Here is a 21,358-nt window from a genome sequence, read left to right on the forward strand (position 1 = left end):
ACGCCTCGTCCCCCGTTTTCCGGCCGGAGCCGGACCGCCGGGCGACGTTTGTCCGCCAGGCTGCCGCTGGAATGCGATCCGGCAAGTGTGGTATTCAGTTGGGAAAAAGGGGAGGAGTATGACCATGATCGAACCGAAGCTCGAAGTCCCGGCCGAACTGCGCGACCTGGCCGAAAAGACGATCGATCAGGCGGAACAGGCATTCGGCATGTTTTTCGAAGCTGCCACCAAATCGATGACGTCGGTTCCCGGAGCGGGTACCGAGGTGTCCAAGCAGGCGCTCGCGTTCACTGAGCAGAACATGAAGTCGGCGTTCGAGCACGCGCGCAAGCTCGTGCATGCCACCGACCTTCAGGAAGCGATGCGAATCCAGTCCGACTTCCTGCGGAGCCAGTTCACCAGCGCCGGCGACCACATGCGCCAGATGACCGGCAGTTTCATGCAGCCCGGCAAGGGAAAGTCCTGAGTTCCGGTGTGCGCCGCGTGACCGCAAATTGATTTTGCGTGACGCCGCGCTCAGCCGCAGCACGATCCCGGAAATTGCGAGAGATCGATGCGGGCGATGATCGACCGCAGCAGCTTGCGGGTCGCACGATAGAGATGCCGCGCGAATGCCGGTGTCCCCGCAGCCGGCAGGCCAAGGCCTGCCGTCTCGAGACGTTTCGCATCAAGGCTTTCGATGGAGTGCGACACGTGCCCCTCCGGGATGGTGAGGCCCTTCCTATCGTCGCCACCCTGGAGCTGCCTTGATCTGCCGCAAAGGGGACCCGGCTAGTAGTCGCCGGGGTTCATGATCATCGGGCTTCTGGTGTCAGCCGGCGCGAGCGAGCTGCTGGCGCTGTCACGCAGGAAGCGGTCGAGTGTCGCCTGGATCTTCTCCTTGACCGCATCGGGACCGCGATCGCTCATCTCGGTGTGCTGAGCACCGGTATGGACGATGTCGATGCCGCGCGCTTTGGCCTCTTCAGGCGTCGGCAGCACGCCCGGGTCGGTCTGGAAATGCGGATCCTTGGAGCGGAACGACAGGATCTTCAGGTTGTCGCTGAGCACGAAGGGCACCCGCAGATTGTCGAGCGTGATCACCTTCGACACGATCTCCGGGTGCTGATGGGCGACATACATCGAGACGTCGCCACCGTTGGAATGGCCGACGAGGGTGATGTGGTCGTAGTCGGTGTTTTCCTGCCGTCGCTTCAGTTCGGCCAGGGCGAAAAGGATGTTGGCCTCGCAGCGGATATAGACCTCGCGCCGCCCGACATATTGCTGACCGACATGGGTCATCAACGGCGGATCGCTCGGCAGGTCCTGCTGGATGCTGGCAACGAGATAACCGCGCGCCGCGAGCACGTTGGCGAGGAAGGAATACTCGGTCGCCTTGACGGTGTTGCCGTTGCTGATGATGGCGAGCGGGAGCTTCCAGAGCCCGAGATTGGCCTTGGTCTCGTAGTCGCGCCGCACCGCGATCTCGACCGAGATCGGCCGTTGGCGCGAGGCATCGAACAGGGTCAAAATCTCATGTCGGATCGCGAACCGGCTGACCACGAAATACTGGCCGACGCCGAGCACGCAGAGAAAGGCCAGGATTGCAAACACCCTCTTCATGGTTCCGTCCCAATCACTTTCGACTGAAAATGGTCATTGCAAGCCCCCGGATCGAGCGATCGTGAGCAGGTTACGGGATTAAATTTAGGCAAGTCTGTGAGCAAGGCCGCAAAAGGGCCGCATGCCGGGTGTGCTCAAAGCGCGGCAGCTAGAGGCAGCCGCCCCTGCCGCGTTCGGGGCAGAGCCGGAATGCGCTCGAGAGGGTGAACAGGAAGCGTGGGCTGCGGCGCTCGTTGTCTGGCGCCCGGTAGCTCAAGGGGACGGCTACGCCGAGATCGGCTTGAAGATCATCCGGCAGAAAGAACCGCACGCCGGCTCCGGCCGATGTCAGCGACAGGCCGTCGCTCAGGCGGTAACCGTCGTTCCAGACTGCGCCGGCGTCGCCAAAGGCGTAGAGCTGATAGCCGGTCCAGTAGCGGAAATTGAGCTTCTGGTCGAAGCGCAGCTCGAGCGAGCCGGCAAGACCGTTGTCGCCGCTGATCTCGGCCGCGCCATAGCCCCGGCCGAAAGCCGCGCCGCCGAGATAGAACTGCTGCGAAATGAACAGCGGCCGCGATGCCGTCTGGCTGGCCGCGGACAGCTTGAGCGACCAGGCGTCGTTGAGGGTCTGGTAGCGCGTGAACCAGAGGTTCAGCACCGAGAAGTTCGACGCGGCGCCGTCGCGCGACAGCAGATCGTCGTCGAAATGCGAGGCACCGAAGATGTCGAGACCTTGGCGGTAGGTCAGCGTCGCGAAATTGGTGCCGCCGAAGCGATCCTGGAGCCGGTAATCGGCGGTCAGGCTCGCGGTCCTGATGTGGTCGTTGTACCAGGGGCCGTAAAGATCGTGCTCGGACACGTTGCTGAAGGTGCCGGCCAAGGTCAGCGTCAACGCCGATGATTGCGACATGAAGGGCACGGTGCTTGCCCGCAGCTCGAACGCCTCTGTCGTGGTGATGTCGCTGTCGAGGCGGCGGGCGTCACCCGGCCGGACCGCGCTGTACAGGACGGAAGCGCCGAGGCGCACGCCGTCGACGCCGGCGGGCGCGTCATAGGATAATCGCGCAAAGCCAAGCTCACGCGGGTCGTTGGCAATGGTCGACAGGTTGACCGCCAGCGTATCGCCGGGCGTGAGGTAGGAGTTGAAAGCGCCGGTCGCGTAGGTCTGCCACGGGCCGACCGACGATGAGCCCAAATTATCCACGCCGAACGACGAGAAGACGTGCCAGGTTTTCAAATGGACGATGAGGCGAAAGCGGCCGGTGGCACCGCCGATCTCCTCGAGCGCGGTGTCGGTGATCCGGATGCCCGGCCCGCTGTTGATGAGGAAGAGCTGACGTTCGAGCGTTGCCAGGCGCGACGGCTGCTCGGCGAGAACCGGCCCCAGCATCGGCCTCACGCCAAACTGCTCGGCGCCGTCGCCTTTCAGCTCGGCCTGCACGATGGCGCCTTCAATCACCTGGATCCGGATGCGACCGTCGGCGATGTCCTGCGGCGGCACGATCGCCCGGCTCAGATGAAAGCCGTCTGCGCGGTAGAGATCGCTGATCGCGCCGGCGATCGTGGCGAGGTCGGCTTGCGAGACCTTCTTGCCGAGATAGGACTGATAGGCTGCGGCGATGCGATCGCGGGGAATGGCTTGGGCGCCGCCGACATCGATCCCGCGCAACACGAATTGTGGTTTCGCATCCCCGCCTGTGTTGGGCCGGCCGACCGCCGGCAGCGTGACCGGAGGACGGCTCAGCGATTCCTGCTCGGTTGGTTTTCAAAGTATTTCTCGGGCTGCCGCGGATCGAAGCCGGGCTGGTTCGCCTGTTGAGCGAACGCCTGCGAAATTCCCGTGAAAATCGGTGCCGCCAGCACCAGTGCAACGAGGAGATGCCGCTTCTCAACGCGCGCAGCGAGCTGCTCACCGTAGTTTAACGGAGCAGTGCACAAGAGCCGGTAAGAGTTCGTTAGCTGCATGATTTTTCTTAGTTTTTTATGGTCAATGATTGGTTAATGCAGCCATTGGACTTGCCGGTTCCCGCTAATTCTCTCTTGAGTGATTTCGGATACGCCTCAGGCCTGGCTGTAATGCGGGACTGAGGATCGTGATGCTGGGCAGAGTTGGAATGCGGTGCGCCTTCGTGGCCGCGCTGATCCTGGGTACGGCCTCGTTCGCATCTGCCGCGGATGATGGCGTCTGGTCAATCAGCAAGTCCTCGGGTGAGGTCTGGCTTGCCGCCAACGGCGCGCAGCCTGTGTCATTGACCCAAGAAGGGACGCTGAGGGCCGGTGATACCATTCGCACCGGACGCAACGGACGCGTGCTACTCGTCCGCGGCGAGGAATCGATTTTGATCTCCCCGAAGTCGGTGGTCGGTTTGCCGGCCGAGAAGAAGGAAGGGCTCTCGACCACTATCATCCAGCAGGCGGGTTCGATCCTGCTCGAGGTCGAGAAGCGCAACGTCAAGCATTTCGAGGTCGAGACGCCGTATCTCGCCGCCGTGGTCAAGGGAACGCAATTCAGCGTCACCGTGAATGCTGGCAGCACCAAGGTCGGCGTGCTCCGCGGCCAGGTTGAAGTCTCCGACTTCAAGTCCGGACAGATCGCACAGGTCATGCCGGGACAGGCCGCCACCTCCTTTGAGCACGGCAAGCCCGGCCTCAGCCTGAGTGGTGCCGGGACCTTCAATCCGATCGAGCACGGCAAGCCGCGCGCCTCGACGATCGAGCGTGTCCCGGTGCCGAAATCGGGCCTGTCGGCACCGCGCAATGCGGCGAGCGGCCATGCGATCCATGCGCTCGGTCCGATCGACAAGGGGACCAAGGCGGCCGGCGCGCCGGCGCAATCGCATCAAGCGGCCGGCGGTCAGGCGCCCAAAGGCGGCGTCGTGCGCATCTCCAGTTCGCTCGGCGAGGTCAAGCTGAACGTCCACAAGGTCACGAACGGGCTCGCCCACGGCGCCGTGACAACGGGGCACGTGCGCAACGCGAACGCCAGCACCGGGACCGAGACGGTGTGGAGCGATACGAAGGCGAGCAAGACGACCACGGCCGCCAACAGCTCCAACGTGACGGCGGTTACGGTGAGCAGCAGTGCACCCGCGGCCAGTGCCACGTCGACGTCGTCAAATACGACGACGACTGTTGCGACCACCTCTGGTTCGACCAGCGATGTGTCCGGCGGAAGCTCTGGGAGCGGAAGCAACGGGACTGGTACAACCAGCAACGGAAGCGGTGGCACCGGCAATAATGGCGACAACGGCAACGGGAATAGCGGAAACGGGAATAACGGCAACAACGGTAACGGCAATCATGGCCACCACTATGGTTGGTATTGGGGCAGAGGCCATCGCTAGGACCGTGTCGTCGGCATAGGGGAGCGCCTGGCGGCAGGGACCGCCGGTGCAGGGGAGCAAAGTGAAACGCCATCGGCCGCATATTCTCGTCATGATCGCGCTTGCGGTCGTGCTGTCCACGGGGTGGCACGGCGCGCTTCGCAACGCGCTCACCGATCTGCGCTTCGCCTGGCAATCGCGTACGGCCAGCGGCAATGTCGTCGTGGTGGCGATCGACGCCCCCTCGATCGACCAGATCGGGATATGGCCCTGGCCGCGCCGGCTCCACGCGGAACTGTTGCACAGGCTCGAGGCGGCGGGGGCACAGGACGTCGCCTTCGACGTCGATTTCAGCACACCATCGGATCCGGCCTCAGACGAGGCCCTCGTCACGGCGCTTCGGGAGGTCGGCGGTTCGACGATCCTGCCCTCCTTCAAGCAGCCGACGCCGAATGGTGGCGCGGTTCACATCAATCGTCCACTGAAGCCGTTCAGCAACCAGTCGTGGCCGGCCGTCGTCAATGTTGCGATCGAATCCGACGGGCTCGTGCGCCGCTATCCGGTCGGAGAGAAGCTTGGCGATGCCGTGATGCCGTCGATGGCCGTCGTGCTGGCCGGGCAGGACGCCAATCGGCGGCCACCCTTCCTGATCGATTTCGGCATTCGTGCGGCCTCCATCCCAAGTGTCTCCTATTATGACGTGCTGCGCGGCGATACCGCGACCTTGGACAAGCTGAGAGACAAGAAGATCATCGTCGGTGCTACCGCGCTCGAACTGGGCGACCGGTTCAGTGTTCCAAACGGTAAGAGCGTCTCTGGGCCCGTCCTCCAGGCGCTCGCGGCGGAATCGATCCTCCAGAACCGGATGCTGCGCTGGACGTCCGATGCCGGCATGATCATTGGCTTGGGCCTGATCTGCCTGGCGATGATGTATTCGTGGCGCCGTTCCGCACCGGGCGTCCGTGTCACCATCCTCGTCGCCGCAGGAGCGGGCGTGGAACTTGCCGCTGCGCTCGTGCAGGCAAGCTGGCCGCTCATCATCGACACGTCGCTGTTTCACATTGCGATCATTGCCTATCTGACGGCGATTGCACTCGACGAGATCGATTTCCGTAGTCTCCTGGGACGTATTGCCGAGAGCCGCTTTCATCGTATCGCGATGTCGCTCGGCGACGGTTTGATCTGCACCGACGAGGATCATCGGATCACGGTGTGGAATCCGGGCGCCAGTGCGATCTTCGGTTACATGCCGACCGAGATGATCGGGCGTCCGTTCGAAACGCTCTGTGCGGAGCCCACCGGCGGTGGCGCAAAGGCTTTTGCCATGCGCGATGCTGCGCGCCAGGCGCTGTTGGTGCCCGGCGGTGCCGTCGTCGTCGAGTTCCAGGGGCGGCGGAAGAACGGCGAGACGTTCCCGGTCGAAGCGAGCTTTTCGGGCTGGCAGGGCACGGACGGCTTCCAGTACGGAGCGATCCTGCGCGACATCTCGGTCCGCAAGCGCGAAGCCGAACGCGTCAGGTATCTCGCCGAACATGACGCGTTGACCGGTCTTGCCAACCGCAACATGCTGCATGCGAGCCTCGCCAATCTGATCGCCGCGGCGGAGCGGCGATCGTCCGACGTCGCGCTGCTCGTGCTCGGCCTCGATGGCTTCCAGCAGATCAACGACATGCTTGGACATTCGGCCGGCGACCTCGTGCTGCGGGCCGTCGCGGAGCGCCTCCGGACCAAGGTCGATGGCAAGGCGGTCGTCGCCCGGCTCAGCGGCGACGAGTTCGCCATCGCGCTTGATTGCACGGAGGCTGGCGAGCCGATTGTGGAGTTTGCCGAGCGGATCGCGCGCGCGTTCGAAGTGCCGCTCGCAACGGGCGCGCGCCAACATCGCGTCAGGATCAGCATTGGCGTCGCCGTTTATCCGGAAGGTGGGCACAACGCCGATGATCTTCTCGGCAATGGTCATCTGGCGCTGAGCAAGGCAAAGATGACGCGGCGCGGCAGCCACGTGATCTTCGAGAGCGCGATCAGGCAGGAGCTGGAGAACCGGCTGACATTGGAGAGCGAACTGGCGCTTGCCGCGGATCGCGGAGAGTTCGAACTGTTCTACCAGCCACAGGTTCGGCTGGTCGACGGCAGCCTGCTCGGGGCTGAAGCGCTCATCCGCTGGCGGCATCCCGCGCGCGGCTATGTCTCGCCCGGGGAATTCATGCCGGTGGTCAACACCTCGTCCCTGTCCGAGCGGATCGCGAACTGGGTGATGGAGACCGCCTGCCGGCAGGCGCGAGCCTGGGAATTGTCCGGAAACAGCGTGCGCGTCGCGATCAACCTCTCGCCGTCGCAGCTCGACTCCGGCGACCTCGCGCATTCCGTTGCGGCGCTGCTCGCGAAGACGGGGCTCACGCCCTCGCTGCTCGAGCTCGAAGTCACGGAGGATATCCTGCTGCATGACGAAAGCCGCGTGCTCGACATGTTCGAGCGGATCCAGCAGCTCGGCGTCCGCGTCCTGTTCGACGATTTCGGCACGGGCTACGCGAGCCTGAGCTATCTGAAGAAGTTTCCGCTCGACGGGCTCAAGATCGACCGGTCGTTCGTGCTTGACCTGCTCGCCGATTCCGACGACGCCGCGATCGTCGGCTCGACCATTGGTCTCAGCAAGCAACTCGGGCTCACTGTGGTGGCGGAAGGCATCGAGAACCGTGCCACGGCCGACTTCCTGGTCAGCATGGGATGCGAGGAAGGGCAGGGATATTTCTTCGGCCGCCCGATGCCTGCCGAGGCGTTCGAGAGGCAATTCCTGCCGGCTGAACTCGAAGCCGTCAGCGCGGCCTGAACCGCTTCAACTCCGATCGGTAGCGCCGGCGTGCAACTGCCACGCCAAAGAGGAAGGCGACGAACAGACTGGCCAGGGGCGCTTCGCGCGTGATTGCCGCGACCGTCGCGAGCGGCCGGCCGGGCTTTCGAGCTTCGTCGATGACATGCGTCAAGCGGTCGACAGCGGCGCGCAAGCCTCCCGCGACCTCTCCGATCGTGTGGGAGACGTCGGCCGCCGCGTCGATGGCGCGCTCGGCCATGCCGGGCTGGGACGGGGGCTGCGGAATCTCGGTGCTCAAAGTCGTAAACTCCGCTTCTGATGAGGTGAATGAGGCCGGCACCTTTGGCTATCCGCGCGAGCGCTCGTTTTGAACAGCGGGTCCGAAGACCTTTGGCTATCCGCGACAGGCGCCGTAATGTACGGCGGGTGCCGGCCTTGCAGGGAAAATGCGGCGCGCGGGATTTTGTTCCGGGACGGCTTCTCGCGCGGCGTCTTTTCAGCGGGAAATACCCGTGAAACGACGGGTCCGAATCTCTGTTAGGCTGTCACGACCTTGTGGATGTCAGGAGGCTGCCGTGACCGATCGGACCATGCCGGATCGAGCCCGGCGCATCGCCTTGCTAGGCGCGCCCATCGACATGGGAGCTTCGCAGCGTGGCACCTTGATGGGCCCCGCAGCGCTGCGCACCGCCGGCCTTGCGGCACTGCTCGAAAGCCTTGATTTCGAAGTCGTCGATTACGGTGATCTCTCCGTGGCGGAGGTCGGGGACCTCGCTGACAGGCCGCCCGAGAAAGCCAATCACTATCGCGAAATCCAGCGCTGGACGCGGGTGCTGAGTCGCAGAGGCCATGAGATCGCGCAGACCGGCGCGTTGCCGATCTTCCTCGGCGGCGATCACACATTGTCGATGGGATCGGTAAATGCCATGGCGCGCCATTGGCAGGAGCGCGGACGCGCGCTGTTCGTGCTCTGGCTCGACGCCCATGCCGATTACAACACGCCCGAGACGACGATCACCGCCAACATGCACGGCATGTCGGCGGCGTTCTTGTGTGGCGAGCCCGGCCTCGACGGATTGCTCGGCGATGATCCGCGCGCCTCGATTGATCCCGACAGGCTGGACCTGTTCGGCGCGCGTTCGATCGACAAGCTCGAAAGGGAATTGATGCGCACACGCCGGATCAGGGTGGTCGACATGCGCCAGATCGACGAGTTTGGCGTCGCTGTGCTGATCCGGCGCGTCATCGAGCGCGTCAAGGCGTGCGATGGCGTGCTCCATGTCAGCTTCGATGTCGATTTCCTCGATCCGTGTGTGGCGCCGGGAGTCGGCACCACAGTGCCGGGCGGAGCGACCTATCGCGAGGCGCATCTGATCATGGAGCTGCTTCATGATTCCGGCGTGGTCGGATCGGTCGACATCGTCGAGCTCAACCCGTTCCTGGACGAGCGCGGTCGCACCGCGCGCACTGCGGTCGAGCTGATCGGCAGCCTGTTCGGACAGCAGATCACCGACCGCCCGACGCCGAGTAACGCGATCGCTCCGGGCGAGTGAAACTGAGAGCTGTCTTGCATCGCGAAGAACGGAATGACTGTTGCGGCTGGCTGATCTAGACCAGTCCTGGTCGAAATCGCCTGTTTTTGAAATAGGTGCGGATTGCAAACGCCCTTCGCGGAGGGTTTGATGCGGGTCGCGCTTCAGCCGAGGATCCGCAATGAGCAGCACGATCGACGCCGCGGGAAAATCCGCGAGAACAACACGCCGTCGCTTCCTGCAAGGCGGCACCGCGGTGGCGGGCGGCGCCGTTCTGGGCGCTGGTGCGTCGGCCGCGGCGGAGACGGACAACCTTCCGCCCAACATTCCCGAATGGATGAAGGCGCCGGGCGAGCCGATGGGAGCCCAGCCCTATGGCGCGCCGTCACCGTTCGAGAAGGGCGTCGTCAAGAACATCTCGAAGACTCTCAAGCAGTACATATCGGCCTCCAGCCGGACGCCATTGCAGGAGCTCGACGGCATCATCACGCCGAATGGACTGTTCTACGAGCGGCATCATGGCGGTGTTCCGACCATCGACCCGGCGCAGCATCGGTTGATGATGCACGGCCTCGTCGAGCGGCCTCTGATCTTCACGATGGACGATCTCAGGCGCTTCCCGTCGGAGTCGCGCATCCACTTCCTCGAATGCTCCGGCAATCCCGGTTACACCAAGCCCTATGGCAAGACGGCATCGGACCTCGTGGGTCTGGTGAGTTGCGCCGAATGGACCGGCGTGAGCCTGAAGCTCGTGCTCCAGGAGGCCGGATTGAAACCGGACGCCAAATGGGTCGTCGCCGAAGGCGCTGACGCCGCCGCGCTGACGCGCAGCATTCCGATCGAGAAATGCCTCGAGGACGCCCTTCTGGTCTACAGCCAGAACGGCGAGCGGTTGCGTCCGCAGCAGGGCTATCCCTTGCGGCTGTTTCTGCCGGGCTTCGAAGGCAATATGAGCGTGAAGTGGCTGCGCCGCCTGCACGTGACCGCGGAGCCCATTTATTCGCGCGAAGAGACCTCGAAATACACCGATCTCTTGTCCGACGGCACGGCGCGCGAGTTTTCCTTCTATATGGAAACGAAGTCGATCATTACGCGCCCCTCGGGCGGTCATCGCCTGAGCGCGCCCGGCTTCCACGAGATCACCGGCATCGCGTGGAGCGGACATGGCAAGATCAAGCGTGTCGAGGTTTCGGTCGATGACGGCAAGAGCTGGCAGGACGCGCGATTGCAGGAGCCGGTGTTGACGCGCGCCCTCACGCGCTTCCGCCTGCCTTGGCAATGGGACGGCAAGCCAGCCGTGATCCAGAGCCGTGCCGTCGACGAGACCGGCTATGTGCAGCCGACGCTGGCCGAACTGCTCGCGGTGCGCGGCGAGAACTATTTCTACCACAACAACGCGATCTGGCCCTGGCGCATCGCGGCCGACGGCGAGGTGACCAATGCGCTGGCGTGAGACCTGCGGCGTTGCCGTCGCAATCGCGCTGGGTGCCTTCGCGAGCGGAGCGCAGGCGCAAAGCCCTTATGGCATCGGTCGCCCTGCGACGGCTGCGGAGATCGCGGGCTGGAATATCGATGTCGGACGTGACGGCCGCAATCTACCGCAGGGAGGCGGTTCGGTCAGCCATGGGCGCGAGGTGTTCGCCCAGCAATGTGCTTCGTGCCATGGCGATAAAGGCGAGGGTGGCTTGGGTGACCGGCTCGCCGGTGGGCAGGGCACGATCGCAACGGCCAAGCCGATCCGCACCGTCGGCAGCTATTGGCCTTATGCGCCGACCCTGTTCGATTATATCCGCCGCGCCATGCCGCAGAACGCGCCGCAGTCGCTGAGCGACGAGGACGTCTATGCGGTGTCCGCCTATATCCTGAACCTGAACGGGCTGGTGGGAGCCGATGCGACACTCAATGCCAAATCGCTTTCGGCTGTCAAAATGCCGAACCGCGACAGCTTTGTCGGCGACGCGCGCCCGGACGTGAAAAAGTGATCGCATCGGGACGATCGGTTCCGCGCAGTGGCTCAGAACTTGCTTAAGCGAAGGGCGGAACTCGCAGGATGCGTTTGAGTTAACCCGCGAGAGGAAACAGCACGGGTCCTTCGATGACAACACATCGCTTCGTAAACTCCATGTCCTCGGCGCTTCGCCATCCCGGCGTGATCGCGTTGATCGTGGCCGGCTTGACGATTGCTGCGATGGTGATCGTCGATCACGGGCCGTGGAACCGCGCCAAGACTCAGCCGGCTCATGTTGCGATGTATGCGACGACGGGCGAGGCCGCACATGCCGCCGGCGCCAAGGTGCTTCCCACCGCACCGAAGTCGCTGGTCGAGCCGGAGCGGCCGGGGCCGAAGACATCTCCGACCGTCAATCCCGTGACGCCGTAATACGGTTCATCAGCGTGCCGGCCGTGCTCGCGGCCTTCATCGTCGTCGTCGCGTCGCAGATCTTGGCGCCGCAGATCTTGGCGTCGCAGGTCTCGGCGTCGCTGTCGCCGGTCTGGTCAGCCGATCGCGGACGAGCCGAGCAGAGCGAGGACGGCCAGCGCCATGATCGCGGTGCCGAGCCAGCCCAGCGCGACCAGCCGTGAGCGGGCCTTGAAGCGGCCCATGATCGCACGGCTCGAGACGATCAGCATCATCATGGCCATGACCGGCACGGCAACGATGCCGTTGAGCACCGCGCTCCATACCAGCATGTGAATCGAGTCGATGCCGGTGAAGCCGAGACCGAAGCCGATGATGGTTGCGGCCGCGATGATGGCGTAGAAGCCGATCGCCTTTTCCGGCTTCGCCTCCAGCGTGGCGTGCCAGCCGAAAGTCTCAGCAACGGCGTAAGCCGCCGAGCCCGCGAGTACCGGGATCGCCAGAAGGCCGGTGCCGATAATGCCGAGCGCGAACAGCGCGAAGGTGAAATCGCCGGCGAGCGGACGCAGCGCTTCGGCCGCTTCCGTCGCCGAGTTGATCCTGGTGATGCCATTGCCGTTCAGCACGGCCGCCGTGGTCAGGATGATGAAGAAGGCGATGCTGTTGGAGAGCAGCATGCCGACGATGGTGTCGGCCTTGATGCGCGCGATTTCAGGGGCGCCCCCGGTTGGAAGGTCGCGCAGCGGCTTGTCGCGCTTGCCCTGGTTCATCTCCTCGACTTCTTGCGAGGCCTGCCAGAAGAAGAGATAGGGGCTGATGGTGGTGCCGAGCACGGCGACGACCATCAGGAAATAGTCGGCGCTGATCGTCGCCTTCGGCCATACCGCGGCGAGCAACGCGGTGCTCCACGGGATCTCCACGGTGAAGGCGGTGGCGACATAGGCGAACAGCGTCAGCGTCAGGAATTTCAGCACCGGCGAATAGCGGCGATAGGGCACGAACACCTGGAGCAGGGTCGAACCCGCCGCGAAGATCAGGGCGTGCTCGTGATTGAGCCCGCCGATGACCAGCGAGAGCGCCTCCGCCATCGCGGCGATGTCGGCGGCGATGTTGAAGGTGTTGGCGATGACGAGCAGCGAGACGAGCCCCAGCACGATCCAGCGCGGCGCGAGCTGCAGGACGTTGGCGGCGAGCCCTTTGCCGGTGACCCGGCCGATCCGAGCGCTGACGAGCTGAATCGCGATCATGAACGGCAGGGTGAGAAAAACCGTCCAGAGCAGCCCGTAGCCGAATTGCGCACCCGCCTGCGAATAGGTGGCGATGCCCGACGGATCGTCGTCGGCTGCGCCGGTGATGAGCCCGGGCCCCAGCCGTTGCAGCAGTCCCGTCCCGGGCTTCGCCGATCCTTCGGCGCTGTCGTGCTTGGCGGCGTGCTGCTTCGATCGGTTTGACAGGGGCTGACCTTCCGGCTTCCGGAATTGCGAAGTGTGCTTTAAGCGCGTCATGGCCGCAAAGTTCCTGCGTCGGCCGGCGCCGCGCCGTCTGCTGACGCCGATGCTTCTTCTTTGCTTTGACACGTCGGGCAAAACACTTGTAAAGTAGTACCATCACAGAGATCGTCGAGCCCGCACCGTCACCGGTTGCGGGCTCTTCGTTTGCCCACGTTCAAAACGGTCGCCAGCCTCTTGCGCCAGAGCATGTCGCCGACGGTCGGCCGATCCCTGGACACGGAAGCCGTCGGCGATCAGGCAGCACTTGCTCGGCTGTCCGCCGTCGCGCGGCACGGTCTGGTTCTCATGACAGTGGCGCCCACTGATCAGTGGGGTTAACATCGCTCCGATTCGCGCTCTCCGAAAAACCTGGAACCAATGGTGGATGAGCGTGTTGCGGTGCCGCTTGACGGGCCGTTCCAACCCGCCCCGGCAGCAAAGTCACGGTGCGGTCCTGCCTTGCCCAAGGCGGGGCCGCGCGCCGTACGAGCAAAGAATTTGCAACGACAAGAGGGGGCACATTTGGCCGCCGACCTGGTTTTCAGAATTGCAATTGTCGGGCTGTTTCTCTTTTCAGCGGTGCTCGCTTCGATGCTGTGGCTGAACGTATGAGCCTCGACGCGTAAGCCTCGACGTATGAGTCTCGTCCTGCCGTTTGGAACGGCCGGTCCATGGTGGCGTTTTGCTCTTCCATGAGGGAGGATACGCGATGGACCATCTGACGAAGCGCGGGCAACCGGATCGCAGCAAGATCAACATGCACGAGGCCTTCGAGGTCAAGTACTGGACGCACGCGCTCGGCGTATCGAAGGAGGAGCTGCAAAAGGCTGTCGACAAGGTCGGCAATTCGGCCGCGGCCGTCCGCAAGGAATTGGCGATGTAACGCGTCCAACGCATGCGCGCCGAGGCGCGTGCTGCTACTTGATGCTGACGAACATGCCCCAGGCGGCGGCCAGCGCGCCGCCGGTGAAGACGACCACCGGGTTGTCGCAGAACGTGCTGCCATAGCTGCACACGTTCGCACCGAACTGGCCGAGCTCGTGATGGCTCGCGGAGTAGAACAGTCCCGACAGCACCAGCAATGCGGCGGCGACGTAATACATCGACGGAATCTCCAGCCTGCCCATGCACCCTCGCAAGGGACATGTCCCAGCATGGCGCGAGGAGATTTCATTCCGCCGAATCCGCTTCACCGCATTTGGCTAAAGTTTGACCCGTTGGGCCAACGATGCCGGGACGCTGTTGGCCGGACCTTTGGGGGTGGAAGATCTCCCACATCGGGGGCTGTTCTAATTAGGACAGCCGATCTGGCAGATTAGGACACAAATGAAAACGCCGCCCGCTTGAAATGAAGCGCAGGCGGCGGCGTTCCAGCCCCGAGAGGGATCAGCAAAATCCCGGATATTGATCAGTCCAAATGGATGACGAGAAGGTTCAACGGCACAACGCGACCAAGCTCAAATGGATGCTTAGCGGCGCTGCGTCGAACTGGGCACTGAAATCCCCCGCCCCAATAGATACGGGTAGGAGACGAGATCGTTTCACACCCGCAGAGGCGGATTAGGACACCATGGGATAGGACTTCATGCTGCCGTTTCCGGACGATTACATGCCGCCAGAAACAGGAGAGGCCGCCAACTGAGGTGGCCTCACTTCGGCGGCTGTAGCCCGGGCGATCTCAGCCACTCGTTCATGTGCGACCCGGTCTCGGCTTGGCAGGCCTTACGGATTGCATGCTCCCGATCAAAACCTGGGGGGAGTAGTTGAGCCTGCGCACGAAGCCGCTTGGCTTCTTCGACAAGGCGTTCCTCAAGGGAGCGGGTTTGCGTCACTCTCCGGCGCTCCGGCATGTCGCGCTCCTTGAGCCATTTGATCGACTCTCGTAACGGCTCGTCCGGTTTCAGTTCCAAAATTGAAACTAGGCCACGTCGGAAACAGGCCAGCGGACACGGCTCGGCGACAGCCTATTCTTGTGCATGGCCTCTCCGGCAGCAATCAGTCATCCGAGTGAAGATCGTATTGACTCATTGTTCATGATTTGTTCTTATTGTCCGGTCGTCAGGTGGAGATGGGCCGTGGACAACCGCATCAATGAAATCCGCAACATTATCAGAGCGTTACGCATCAGCATGCGAGAGGCCGAGGCCATCATGCACGAGCAGATCAATCGCGACGAGGACTGCACCTTCGTGGCGGAAGAGATCATGAAGATGCGCGTCGTGATGAGCGGCCTGGTTCAGGAGCGGACACGGCTCGGCGACAGCGAGCCTATTCTCGTGCGCAGCCTCTTCGTTCCGCGCCGGCCGCCGGCAACGCCGCGGACTGGTCTTGCCAAGCGCCGCCTCGTACCGCACGGAGTTGAGCAGCAACGGGGCCACGCACGCCCGTGATCATGGATGGACAATCTCAGGCGGTTTCCGGCGCCGTGGGTCATGATCGCGGAAGAGGAGTGCTTCCGAGTCAAGGACGCGAACGGCTTCACGATCTGCTGCGTTCTTCATCGCGATGATCTGCACTCGTGGGGCTATCAGTATGCCCACCAATATCTATCGCGCGACGAGGCGCGACGGATCGCAACGGCAATCGCGCGATTGCCGGAGCTGTTGAAGCGTCCTCAGTATTGAGCTGTTCGCTTTGCCAGGTCCCCTTTGGAACTTCTTGCTCCAAACTGGAATTGGTCTTGTGGTCGGCCCACCGCCGATGGCCGGCCTGGAATGGCGGCTCCGGCGCCCCCCAGCCCCCCGTCCCGCGCCGGGGCCGTTTTCAGGAGTTAGGTGGGACAAAAACACCGGCGGCACCGCCGCCAGACGTTCAGCAGCCACCTGTAGATCGTTGTCTGAAGATCGATTTCGGTCTCGACGAAACACGCCTGAAACATTGCTGAAACCCGATTGTCCTGAACGCCGCGCCCGTTGGCCCCGACCAACGGAGCGAGAAGGAGACAAGTCATGATCCAGGTCGGTTCGAAGGAAGAAGTCGCGTTTCTGCTGGCACTGTTCGGCACGCACACCCAGCCGGTCAAGCGGCCGAAGCCGAAATCGCAGCAACGCTGAAGGCGGAGCCATGCCCGGTTTGGCCGATTGCCAGAGCCTCTTGCGTCTCTTGATCGCAAGGGGCGATCCGAGGGCCATTCCGCTCGCCAAAGGCGCCATCGATCAATATTTGAACACCGCGCCGGCCAGCCTCCGCGGGCGCGGCCTGCGCGTGCTCCAGCGCGACGCGCTCGACCAGCACGGTGCCGCGGTCGGGGTGCAGCGCTCCTTCGCGGAGACGGTGGACGCCTATATCGAGCGCAAGCTTGCGGAGGAGTGACACCTTCCAGTGCGGCGGTTCAGGCGCGTGGCTGCCGGTCAGGCTGCGATGGGCGGCGTGGCTTGCGCCAGCAACAGGCCGATCTTCCGGTCGAGCTGCCAGACCTCGACGTTGCCCCGGCGCGTGAACTGTTGTGCGACGCGAAGCGCGGATGCATCGGAGTCAGCCTCGAACGCTTCGGCGGAGCGAAACACGCCGTTCTCGCCGACCAGATAGGCGCGGTATTGCCGGCTCATGTCGGCGCCCTCAGGCCCGGCGAATGCAGCCAGGACTCGATCTGCATGGCCGTCTCGTCCTGTCGCGCCCGGCGCAGCAGGATCTCACGGCGCCGTCCCGGCGCAAGCGACTGGGCCTCCTCGCGAAGGCGAGCGGCCTCGTCAGCGAGCCGCTCCTTGAGAGTTTTGGACTGTTTGTAACGACGTCGCTTCAGCATGGCATTGCTCCCTCGTTCGAGTGGGGCGGGAGCGCAACTGGCGTTCTCATCACCGACCGATGCCAAGTGCCGCTGCGGTGATATTTCAACTCTACGCCTCGGGCCGAGGAGAGTCAGTATCATTTGTTAAGTGGATCGAAGAATCTCTCGGGCGTCATCGCAGCTCGGTTTGAGCAGTTTATTCCTATCGCGTGCAGGTAGTTCCTAAGTTCACTATTGAACGGAAGTGGCGTCGGCGATTGAAGGTCTATCCTCCTTGTCTGCGCCCCGCGCCACGATTTTAAGCGCTTGATCTGACAAAGGCCGTTGCAGCGCCTTAGCCTCGTCCCATGGCGCCCGCAGCCAAGCATCTCGTTCTTCGGCCGTCGTCAGGATCACCGGCATTGCCTTTGGATGAATGGGCTCGACAACGGCATTCGGCGCCGTCGTGAGAAAGCCATGGACCTGATGAGGTCCAGGCACGGGCTTTGACTTCGTACCGCGATCGCCCTTGAAAGTTGTCCAGATACCGGCGAACGCGAACAGCGGCCGCGTCTCGTCCATCGCAAACCACACGACGTCCTTCTTCTTTGTTTCCGGATTCGGCTCAGGGGCATACTCAGCAAAACTGTTGACGGGCACGAGACAGCGATGCTCCGGCTTGAGCCATGCGCGCCAGTGCGGCGACGAGGTGTTGCGGATGTTGGTGACGGGCGGGCCGGGCTTGCTCGGTGGTGGCGGCATGCCCCAACGCATCATCACAATCTCCCGTTCGCCCCCACCTGCGTCGCGAATGACCGGTGCCGGGTAATCCGGAAATACGCCCGGCATTGGTGGCAAGTTACCCTCGTAGCGACGGACCACGCGGAAGAGCCCGGCGATGGCGGCCTGATTGGTGGTGATCGAATACAGATTGCACATGGAGACGATTATTCCTTACCGCTCGCCAGGCCAAAGGTAGTTTCGAGTGAGGGGGGTCGCTAGTTGTAATGATGCTTGTATTCGCATCAATGGGCAAACAGACGTCAGGTTGGCCTGTGCATTAAGGGCCAATTCCGGACATTGCTTAGGGGCCACAGTGTCTTCGTGTGACGCCACCTGTTTCCCGGATGCGTCAAGTGACGTAGAATGCCACTGCCCCTTGAAGCGGGACGTGCCGAAATCACCGTCCGGGCAAACGAGCAGCACTTGTGCCGTCGGCAAGCACGCTCTCTTAGAAGCCGTTCTTTTTTCGGTTTCGTACCACCGTTCACCACGAACTTTGCGCGCTGCTTATGCGGCGGCTCGTTCGGTAACGTCGGGAGAAAGCGATGAGCAAGATCGATCGAAGGTCCGCACTGGGAATCGCGTTGGCTGCAGTTTCGGCTGCCATGGTCAAGCCAGCCGCCGCTCAAGCCACAAGCTACAAGGATACGACGCCTTGGCCAGGTGTCGTGGTGCGTGAATATGAAGGCGAAACACCATCCTTGATCCCAGGTTTTAAGACCGTCTCAATGCGCGATATCATTATGCAGCCGGGGTCAAAGACCATGGGGCCCCCGATGATGAATGCCATGATCTGCCATATCACCGAAGGGGAGCTTCGGCTTGAGCAGGAGGGAAAGACCTTTACGGGCAAGAAGAATTTTGTCTGGACCTGCAACAAGGAAACAAAAGAACAGGCGTTCAACGATGGGAATGTGGTCGCGATTATGCGGATCACCGACCTAAAGGCTTAACGCTCGTTTCTTCGCAAGAGATCGATTGTGGGTGCGGATGGTGCATGCGACAACGCGCCATCCGCGTGCAGGACCGCCTCGGTCAATCGCATCGATCAGCGACCGTGTCGCCTATGTCCGGTCTGCCCAACAGAGCGCATTTCTGTGATTGCTCGAGTGCCGCCGGGCTCGTCAGTTTCGGGTACCCCGACTACAAATCTAATGCAGGACCTTGAAGCAGAGTGAACCGTGTACCAACGCGCGGGCCGCGACCGCGCTTTGCGGCAAGGCAGAAGTGATGTAACTTCTCTTGCGAGCTGCCATGAGGACGTGCCGACAGTCCTGTATTCGCCAATTATCTTAGCGGCAGCGCTGATGCCGTCGGCGGGCAAATTCTTAGACCTGTAATCTCTGGTCTGTTCAATCGCAGTCAAAACCGAGGCGCGAATGTCGTGCACACCGCGTGATGTGCGCGTGAAGGAAAATGCCGTATTTCACATCAGGAGCTTACAATGGATCGGAAAACCTTTCTGGTCGGCATTATGGCCGCCGCATGCCTTGTTGCACTAACGCCGGGCACCGGGCACGCCCAAGCGGATCCGAGAGTAACGAAATCGATGGAAACCTTAAAAGCTATGACGGCGAAATTAGGAGCCCCCAAGCTCGAAGGAAGGGAAGCTGTTGGGGGTAAAGACGCACCCGCTCTGCATTTCGGCACGACTAAGATCAATAACAACTTTGACATCGTCGACGCGGTTGGAAGCGAGGACGGCAAAGGGATGACGGCCACGCTGTTTGCAAAAGACGGAGGCGAATACGTCCGAGTGTCCACAAGTGTGCCAAAACCCGATGGAAGCGGCCGAGCAGTTGGCACCGTCCTGGCCGGGCCAGCGCTTGAAGCGATCAAGGCGGGGAAGAGCTATTACGGCGAGGTGCCTATACTGGGTACGCCCTACATAACCGGATACGAACCGATCAAGGACAGTACGGGCGCCGAAATCGGCACCTATTACGTCGGCTACAAGAAGTAGTTGAGAGCCATGAGAAATCGTCTGGCAACACTGGACGCGCGGCCGTAGCTGTCGAGGTCCGAGTTGGGTCAAAACCGGCAATACTCTGGTTGGCAGAGAATTTCTGCTCAAATCCCAAAAACCGACGTCGCCGATTTGCCGGTTGGAATGACGGCGCCGGCGCGACCCGCACCCGGAGCCGCTTTGGCGTCTTTGACACGTCGGGCAACACACTGGCATAATACTATCATTGAGACGATTTCGTTCGTACCCGCGCCGGAGATTCATCCGCCGCGGGTTTTTTTATTCTCGAACCAGGACCGGACCTGATTGCAACGGGGTTTTTCAGATGACCGAATTGGTGAACAAGCGTTCTGAAGTGGCGTTGGTGAGGGAGGCGGCTCGCAGAACTTTGAAGCAGCGAACGATGACTGAGATCAAATCCTTTGCGCGGACGCACACGGTACACGCCGTGAATACTCTCGTGAAGATCATGCTCGACAAGAATGCTCCAGCGCATGCACGTGTCTCGGCCGCCAATGCCATTCTCGATCGCGGATGGGGCAAGCCGTTGCAGCCCATCGCGAATGAAGACGGTAAGCCCTTGAGTTCATTCATCGCATCGAGCGGGTCATTGTACATCCCGGCGACGGTCAAACGTTCGACGCCCATGTTGAGGAATCCGTGCTCCGCGAACCGCTAAGCGTTCTTGGAAGCATCGGCGCGACGGGCGATTTCGACGTCTCTCACGAAGAGCTTTGGCTGCGTTCGCAGGAGAATACATGAGCACTGACCGACAGAAGCCGCGCCAACCGCGGATTGAGCCAGATCCCCCAGCTCAAGGCATTGCGGAATTGACCGGTTGGCCGCGCTGGATGGCCGACGCGCTTACATACAGACCACAGAGCCCGGCTCTAGACGTCGGCTCGCCGGGTGAAACGGCTGCATTGGAGGGCAACGCGACCGGTTCGGTGGGCTTGGCGTCTCTCTAGTGCAAGTCTCAAAAGTCCCTGAAAACACTGACGATCACTACAATATGTTAGGGGGCGTACCCCCCAAAGGTCAAGTCGAGGCAAGCCGAATTGATGTGACCGTTGTGACAGTGCTGTGACCACAATTTGCCGACGCACGCGCGGCATGGGGGAAACTTGCAAGCGTCAACCTATCTGATGCCCCCGCAAAAATAATCCGTCATTTTTCGCAAGTTTAAGTTGGCGCACATCCCAGCGTGTACTTGTCGGACACAGGAGAGCTCGTGCATGAACCCGAATCTTACTCCTGTTACTTCATACGTGATCGACAACGTGCACCACGCGCACGACGAAGTATGCGAGAGGACGGACCTCGTCGAGCGCGAAGGCGAAACAGATCAGTTCCCAGTTGGTGCGCCTGAAGACATCGCGTTCGATCCACCCAGGATGAACGTGCGAAATGTTGAGGCAGCCCTATCGGTCATGAAAGTCGATCCGGCCAAGGTAAAATGCGTAGCGTCCCAATAAAGCCAATGGCCTGCGTGATACGTTGGGCACGTTTGGTCGCAGAGATAATCGACCGGTTTGAGCAAGTCGACCCTTCCGGGATACTTAGACTGAACGTGAAAGCGCCTGAGGCTGCTCATATGAAGGTGCTCACGCCATATGACCCTCGGGAAGGGATCAGTTTAGCTGCGGCAGCTAGAAGGGCAGGAAAATCTGAGACCACGATCCGGAATTGGTGTCCTCAACATGGACTTGGCCGGCGGGTCGGTGGTGGCGTTTGGGTCGTCAGTCAAGTTGCACTTGCCATGTTCCTAGACGGGGATGAGGCGGCGCTCGCGGCTTACCATGCGGGCGA

General features: G+C 62.1%; 23 protein-coding genes and 2 pseudogenes. 15 read left to right on the top strand and 10 right to left on the bottom strand.

Annotated features, from left to right (window positions below; all coding sequences use genetic code 11):
• Positions 1-124: 124 nt before the first annotated feature.
• Positions 125-466, top strand: a complete 342-nt coding sequence (locus tag AB7G19_RS13170) for a phasin (RefSeq protein WP_014493705.1) — start codon at positions 125-127, stop codon at positions 464-466.
• Between the two features lie 50 nt (positions 467-516).
• Here the strand turns inward: AB7G19_RS13170 and AB7G19_RS13175 are convergent, their stop codons facing one another.
• The 3 genes and pseudogenes from AB7G19_RS13175 to AB7G19_RS13185 form a co-directional block, all read right to left on the bottom strand.
• Positions 517-693 carry a hypothetical protein gene (locus tag AB7G19_RS13175; RefSeq protein ID WP_441267852.1) on the bottom strand — a complete coding sequence of 59 codons (177 nt, stop codon included), beginning with the start codon at positions 691-693 and terminating at the stop codon, positions 517-519.
• Positions 694-771: 78 nt separating this feature from the next.
• Entirely contained in the window at positions 772-1,602 is an 831-nt protein-coding gene (locus AB7G19_RS13180; RefSeq protein WP_063982042.1) for an alpha/beta hydrolase, read from the bottom strand.
• Positions 1,603-1,750: 148 nt separating this feature from the next.
• Positions 1,751-3,546, bottom strand: a pseudogene (locus AB7G19_RS13185) (ShlB/FhaC/HecB family hemolysin secretion/activation protein).
• A gap of 131 nt (positions 3,547-3,677) precedes the next feature.
• Between AB7G19_RS13185 and AB7G19_RS13190 the strand changes: the two are divergent.
• Together AB7G19_RS13190 and AB7G19_RS13195 are read left to right on the top strand one after the other, a co-directional pair.
• The gene (locus tag AB7G19_RS13190; RefSeq protein WP_063982044.1) at positions 3,678-4,925 is read left to right on the top strand and encodes a FecR family protein; all 1,248 of its coding nucleotides are present in this window, start codon (positions 3,678-3,680) and stop codon (positions 4,923-4,925) included.
• Between the two features lie 61 nt (positions 4,926-4,986).
• Positions 4,987-7,731, top strand: a complete 2,745-nt coding sequence (locus tag AB7G19_RS13195; RefSeq protein WP_063982045.1) for an EAL domain-containing protein — start codon at positions 4,987-4,989, stop codon at positions 7,729-7,731.
• Here AB7G19_RS13195 and AB7G19_RS13200 read toward each other — a convergent pair.
• The gene (locus AB7G19_RS13200; protein ID WP_063982046.1) at positions 7,718-8,011 is read right to left on the bottom strand and encodes a hypothetical protein; all 294 of its coding nucleotides are present in this window, start codon (positions 8,009-8,011) and stop codon (positions 7,718-7,720) included. The genes AB7G19_RS13195 and AB7G19_RS13200 overlap by 14 nt on opposite strands.
• 277 nt (positions 8,012-8,288) lie before the next feature.
• Between AB7G19_RS13200 and rocF the strand changes: the two genes are divergently transcribed.
• The 4 genes from rocF (at position 8,289) to AB7G19_RS13220 (ending at position 11,625) form a co-directional block, all read left to right on the top strand.
• Complete coding sequence (rocF, locus tag AB7G19_RS13205) at positions 8,289-9,266, top strand: arginase (protein ID WP_063982047.1); 978 nt, start codon at positions 8,289-8,291, stop codon at positions 9,264-9,266.
• A gap of 160 nt (positions 9,267-9,426) precedes the next feature.
• Positions 9,427-10,698, top strand: a complete 1,272-nt coding sequence (soxC, locus tag AB7G19_RS13210) for a sulfite dehydrogenase (RefSeq protein WP_063982048.1) — start codon at positions 9,427-9,429, stop codon at positions 10,696-10,698.
• Positions 10,685-11,227 (top strand): c-type cytochrome, encoded by a 543-nt coding sequence (locus AB7G19_RS13215; protein WP_063982049.1) that lies wholly within the window; start codon positions 10,685-10,687, stop codon positions 11,225-11,227. The genes soxC and AB7G19_RS13215 overlap by 14 nt, the downstream gene beginning before the upstream one ends.
• A 113-nt stretch (positions 11,228-11,340) precedes the next feature.
• The gene (locus tag AB7G19_RS13220; RefSeq protein ID WP_063982050.1) at positions 11,341-11,625 is read left to right on the top strand and encodes a hypothetical protein; all 285 of its coding nucleotides are present in this window, start codon (positions 11,341-11,343) and stop codon (positions 11,623-11,625) included.
• Between the two features lie 116 nt (positions 11,626-11,741).
• Here the strand turns inward: AB7G19_RS13220 and AB7G19_RS13225 are convergent, their stop codons facing one another.
• Positions 11,742-13,109 (bottom strand): NRAMP family divalent metal transporter, encoded by a 1,368-nt coding sequence (locus AB7G19_RS13225; protein ID WP_231142703.1) that lies wholly within the window; start codon positions 13,107-13,109, stop codon positions 11,742-11,744.
• A gap of 694 nt (positions 13,110-13,803) precedes the next feature.
• Between AB7G19_RS13225 and AB7G19_RS13230 the strand changes: the two genes are divergently transcribed.
• Positions 13,804-13,977, top strand: a complete 174-nt coding sequence (locus tag AB7G19_RS13230) for a DUF3606 domain-containing protein (RefSeq protein WP_064502491.1) — start codon at positions 13,804-13,806, stop codon at positions 13,975-13,977.
• A 34-nt stretch (positions 13,978-14,011) separates the two neighbouring features.
• Here the strand turns inward: AB7G19_RS13230 and AB7G19_RS13235 are convergent, their stop codons facing one another.
• The gene (locus AB7G19_RS13235) at positions 14,012-14,197 is read right to left on the bottom strand and encodes a hypothetical protein (RefSeq protein WP_014493715.1); all 186 of its coding nucleotides are present in this window, start codon (positions 14,195-14,197) and stop codon (positions 14,012-14,014) included.
• Positions 14,198-15,169: 972 nt separating this feature from the next.
• On the opposite strand from AB7G19_RS13235, the gene AB7G19_RS13240 reads away from it, so the two are divergent.
• From AB7G19_RS13240 to AB7G19_RS13250, 3 genes are all read left to right on the top strand, one after another.
• Positions 15,170-15,484, top strand: a complete 315-nt coding sequence (locus AB7G19_RS13240; RefSeq protein WP_231142700.1) for a hypothetical protein — start codon at positions 15,170-15,172, stop codon at positions 15,482-15,484.
• A gap of 42 nt (positions 15,485-15,526) precedes the next feature.
• Positions 15,527-15,718, top strand: coding sequence for a hypothetical protein (locus AB7G19_RS13245; protein ID WP_231142698.1), 192 nt, complete (start codon positions 15,527-15,529; stop codon positions 15,716-15,718).
• A gap of 439 nt (positions 15,719-16,157) precedes the next feature.
• Positions 16,158-16,406 (top strand): hypothetical protein, encoded by a 249-nt coding sequence (locus tag AB7G19_RS13250; RefSeq protein WP_014493719.1) that lies wholly within the window; start codon positions 16,158-16,160, stop codon positions 16,404-16,406.
• 38 nt (positions 16,407-16,444) lie between these two features.
• On the opposite strand, the gene AB7G19_RS13255 is transcribed toward AB7G19_RS13250, so the two are convergent.
• From AB7G19_RS13255 to AB7G19_RS13265, 3 genes are all read right to left on the bottom strand, one after another.
• Positions 16,445-16,642 carry a hypothetical protein gene (locus AB7G19_RS13255; RefSeq protein WP_028153017.1) on the bottom strand — a complete coding sequence of 66 codons (198 nt, stop codon included), beginning with the start codon at positions 16,640-16,642 and terminating at the stop codon, positions 16,445-16,447.
• Positions 16,639-16,839, bottom strand: a complete 201-nt coding sequence (locus tag AB7G19_RS13260; RefSeq protein WP_063982055.1) for a hypothetical protein — start codon at positions 16,837-16,839, stop codon at positions 16,639-16,641. The genes AB7G19_RS13255 and AB7G19_RS13260 overlap by 4 nt, the downstream gene beginning before the upstream one ends.
• Positions 16,840-17,052: 213 nt before the next feature.
• On the bottom strand, positions 17,053-17,739 hold the full coding sequence (locus AB7G19_RS13265) for an SOS response-associated peptidase (protein WP_354077023.1): 687 nt from the start codon (positions 17,737-17,739) through the stop codon (positions 17,053-17,055).
• Positions 17,740-18,128: 389 nt separating this feature from the next.
• On the opposite strand from AB7G19_RS13265, the gene AB7G19_RS13270 reads away from it, so the two are divergent.
• The 4 genes from AB7G19_RS13270 to AB7G19_RS13285 all read left to right on the top strand — a co-directional run bounded on the left by AB7G19_RS13270 (position 18,129) and on the right by AB7G19_RS13285 (position 21,024).
• Complete coding sequence (locus AB7G19_RS13270; RefSeq protein ID WP_085405751.1) at positions 18,129-18,536, top strand: hypothetical protein; 408 nt, start codon at positions 18,129-18,131, stop codon at positions 18,534-18,536.
• A 491-nt stretch (positions 18,537-19,027) separates the two neighbouring features.
• The gene (locus AB7G19_RS13275; protein ID WP_063982057.1) at positions 19,028-19,546 is read left to right on the top strand and encodes a Cache 3/Cache 2 fusion domain-containing protein; all 519 of its coding nucleotides are present in this window, start codon (positions 19,028-19,030) and stop codon (positions 19,544-19,546) included.
• Between the two features lie 328 nt (positions 19,547-19,874).
• The gene (locus AB7G19_RS13280; RefSeq protein WP_063982058.1) at positions 19,875-20,228 is read left to right on the top strand and encodes a hypothetical protein; all 354 of its coding nucleotides are present in this window, start codon (positions 19,875-19,877) and stop codon (positions 20,226-20,228) included.
• A gap of 556 nt (positions 20,229-20,784) precedes the next feature.
• Positions 20,785-21,024 (top strand): hypothetical protein, encoded by a 240-nt coding sequence (locus AB7G19_RS13285; protein ID WP_187387993.1) that lies wholly within the window; start codon positions 20,785-20,787, stop codon positions 21,022-21,024.
• A 5-nt stretch (positions 21,025-21,029) separates the two neighbouring features.
• Here AB7G19_RS13285 and AB7G19_RS13290 read toward each other — a convergent pair.
• Positions 21,030-21,143 (bottom strand): annotated as a pseudogene (locus AB7G19_RS13290) (hypothetical protein); the annotation flags it as partial.
• Positions 21,144-21,358: the final 215 nt, after the last annotated feature.

Origin of the sequence: Bradyrhizobium sp. 215_C5_N1_1 (genome assembly GCF_052075935.1) — a bacterium.
GTDB classification, from domain to species: Bacteria; Pseudomonadota; Alphaproteobacteria; order Rhizobiales; family Xanthobacteraceae; genus Bradyrhizobium; species Bradyrhizobium barranii.

Bases quoted from the DNA above. Each gene is read 5' to 3' on its own strand.
- AB7G19_RS13170 (WP_014493705.1), top strand. From the start codon at position 125: ATGATCGAACCGAAGCTCGAAGTCCCGGCCGAACTGCGCGACCTGGCC.
- AB7G19_RS13180 (WP_063982042.1), bottom strand. From the start codon at position 1,602: ATGAAGAGGGTGTTTGCAATCCTGGCCTTTCTCTGCGTGCTCGGCGTC.
- AB7G19_RS13190 (WP_063982044.1), top strand. From the start codon at position 3,678: ATGCTGGGCAGAGTTGGAATGCGGTGCGCCTTCGTGGCCGCGCTGATC.
- soxC (WP_063982048.1), top strand. From the start codon at position 9,427: ATGAGCAGCACGATCGACGCCGCGGGAAAATCCGCGAGAACAACACGC.
- AB7G19_RS13215 (WP_063982049.1), top strand. From the start codon at position 10,685: ATGCGCTGGCGTGAGACCTGCGGCGTTGCCGTCGCAATCGCGCTGGGT.
- AB7G19_RS13220 (WP_063982050.1), top strand. From the start codon at position 11,341: ATGACAACACATCGCTTCGTAAACTCCATGTCCTCGGCGCTTCGCCAT.
- AB7G19_RS13225 (WP_231142703.1), bottom strand. From the start codon at position 13,109: ATGACGCGCTTAAAGCACACTTCGCAATTCCGGAAGCCGGAAGGTCAG.
- AB7G19_RS13230 (WP_064502491.1), top strand. From the start codon at position 13,804: ATGGACCATCTGACGAAGCGCGGGCAACCGGATCGCAGCAAGATCAAC.
- AB7G19_RS13235 (WP_014493715.1), bottom strand. From the start codon at position 14,197: ATGTATTACGTCGCCGCCGCATTGCTGGTGCTGTCGGGACTGTTCTAC.
- AB7G19_RS13245 (WP_231142698.1), top strand. From the start codon at position 15,527: ATGATCGCGGAAGAGGAGTGCTTCCGAGTCAAGGACGCGAACGGCTTC.
- AB7G19_RS13250 (WP_014493719.1), top strand. From the start codon at position 16,158: ATGCCCGGTTTGGCCGATTGCCAGAGCCTCTTGCGTCTCTTGATCGCA.
- AB7G19_RS13255 (WP_028153017.1), bottom strand. From the start codon at position 16,642: ATGAGCCGGCAATACCGCGCCTATCTGGTCGGCGAGAACGGCGTGTTT.
- AB7G19_RS13260 (WP_063982055.1), bottom strand. From the start codon at position 16,839: ATGCTGAAGCGACGTCGTTACAAACAGTCCAAAACTCTCAAGGAGCGG.
- AB7G19_RS13265 (WP_354077023.1), bottom strand. From the start codon at position 17,739: ATGTGCAATCTGTATTCGATCACCACCAATCAGGCCGCCATCGCCGGG.
- AB7G19_RS13270 (WP_085405751.1), top strand. From the start codon at position 18,129: ATGAGCAAGATCGATCGAAGGTCCGCACTGGGAATCGCGTTGGCTGCA.
- AB7G19_RS13275 (WP_063982057.1), top strand. From the start codon at position 19,028: ATGGATCGGAAAACCTTTCTGGTCGGCATTATGGCCGCCGCATGCCTT.
- AB7G19_RS13280 (WP_063982058.1), top strand. From the start codon at position 19,875: ATGACCGAATTGGTGAACAAGCGTTCTGAAGTGGCGTTGGTGAGGGAG.
- AB7G19_RS13285 (WP_187387993.1), top strand. From the start codon at position 20,785: ATGAACCCGAATCTTACTCCTGTTACTTCATACGTGATCGACAACGTG.